This window comes from Pseudoroseomonas ludipueritiae, assembly GCF_014490445.1.
In the GTDB taxonomy this organism is placed as follows: Bacteria; Pseudomonadota; Alphaproteobacteria; order Acetobacterales; family Acetobacteraceae; genus Pseudoroseomonas; species Pseudoroseomonas ludipueritiae.
In genome coordinates this window covers 1-1364 of the sequence record NZ_JACTUZ010000334.1, presented here as the reverse complement: position 1 = coordinate 1364, position 1364 = coordinate 1, and the positions used below count along the sequence as shown (strand labels likewise).

Genomic DNA, 1364 nt, shown 5'->3' with positions numbered 1-1364 from the left:
AGGCTGGGGAAGGCGGGGCAGGCGGCGGAGAGCACCAGCGCCGGGCAGCCGGCCCGGAGCGCCGCCAGGGCATGCCCCGCCGCCATGCCGCAATCCAGCACCGGCAGGCAGGGCGCCGGTGCGGTGCCGAGGGCCTGCGCCACCATGGCCAGGAAGAGGCGCGGGGAAAGCCAATGGGCCGCCCCGGGGGCGGAGAGCAGCGGCAGCGCCACCCCTGGCGGCAATGCCTCCCTGGCCGCCGCCAGGGCCATCGTCATGCCCGCCGCGTCATGCACCAGCACGGCGCGGGAGAGGGGGGCTGCTGATTCCATCGCCGATCCGCCTTTCGTGCCCTGCCAATGGGTTCCCTGGCCGTTGACCCTGCCCGTGGGCCGCCGGTAAAGCCATGCACTGATGGATAGCATGGCAAGACTGCGCCGCATCGGGGTGGCGCCGGTCTGGTGTTCAGCGAGGGCTGCATGAACGAGGCGGTGAGCGAGGCTGCGGCGCGTCTGGAACGTGCTGTCGGCCGCTTGGCGGAAGTCGTGGCGAGGCCCCGCCCGGCGGCCGAGCCGGCGGCGCCGGCCGGCGTTCCGCTGGAGCAGGTGGCGGCCCTGGCGCAGCGGCTGGATGTCAGCCTGGCCAAGCTGCGCGGCGTGCTGGCCGAGCTGGACGCGCCCGAGGCGGAGGCCGCGCAGCCGGAAGCCGGGGAATTGTCTGCGGAACCAGTGGCGGTGGAGGAGGATGGCCTGCCGTCCCGTGCCCAGCCGCCTGCTGCCCACCCTGAGGAGGAGCGCTGAGCTTGGGTCAGGTCACGGTTCGAATCGGCGGCTATACGCATCCTGTTTCCTGCGAGGACGGGCAGGAGGGGCATCTGATCGCCCTGGCGGCGGAGGTGGACCGCCGCGTCGGTTCCATCCGCGCCATGGGCGGGCAGTTCGGCGAAAGCCGGCTGCTGCTGCTGGCGGCACTGCTGCTGGCGGATGAGCTGCATGACCTGCGCGTGGAACTTTCCCACGCCCGCGCCGGCCAGCCCGGCGGCGCAGCCATGGACCCGAAGCTGGCCGAAAGGCTGGCGCGCATCGCTGAGAAGATCGAAGGCATTGCGGACGGGCTCGAGGGTTCCTAAATACCGGTCCGGAGCTGCCCGGTGCGTCAGGTACATTATCCCTGGGGCCAATAAGCAACCTCCGGGAGCTGGCTCTGACCGGATCTTGGTCCGGTTACCTGGCGCCCACCTGTTTACGCAGGTCTCGGGAGGATAAAGACGCCAACGGCCATGGCGGCTCCACAAGCTTTCCAATCCGATCCCCCCGCGCTGGCGGCCGAGAAGGCCGCGTTGCGGCGGGCGGCGCTGGCCGCCCGCGCCGCGCTGCGCGTGCCCG

At 71.9% G+C, this 1364-nt stretch carries 2 protein-coding genes, 1 other RNA gene and 1 pseudogene; 3 read left to right on the top strand and 1 reads right to left on the bottom strand.

Annotated elements, in window-relative coordinates:
- Window positions 1-311: pseudogene (locus IBL25_RS26150) on the bottom strand (hypothetical protein); the annotation flags it as partial.
- A 159-nt stretch (window positions 312-470) separates the two neighbouring features.
- Here IBL25_RS26150 and IBL25_RS26145 point away from each other — a divergent pair.
- The 3 genes from IBL25_RS26145 (at window position 471) to ssrS (ending at window position 1272) form a co-directional block, all read left to right on the top strand.
- Window positions 471-779 (top strand): hypothetical protein, encoded by a 309-nt coding sequence (locus IBL25_RS26145; RefSeq protein ID WP_194433834.1) that lies wholly within the window; start codon window positions 471-473, stop codon window positions 777-779.
- Between the two features lie 2 nt (window positions 780-781).
- Window positions 782-1108: a cell division protein ZapA gene (locus IBL25_RS26140; protein ID WP_187781347.1), complete on the top strand. Its 327-nt coding sequence runs from the start codon at window positions 782-784 to the stop codon at window positions 1106-1108.
- Between the two features lie 8 nt (window positions 1109-1116).
- Window positions 1117-1272, top strand: a non-coding RNA gene (gene ssrS, locus IBL25_RS26135) — 6S RNA.
- Window positions 1273-1364 lie beyond the last annotated feature (92 nt).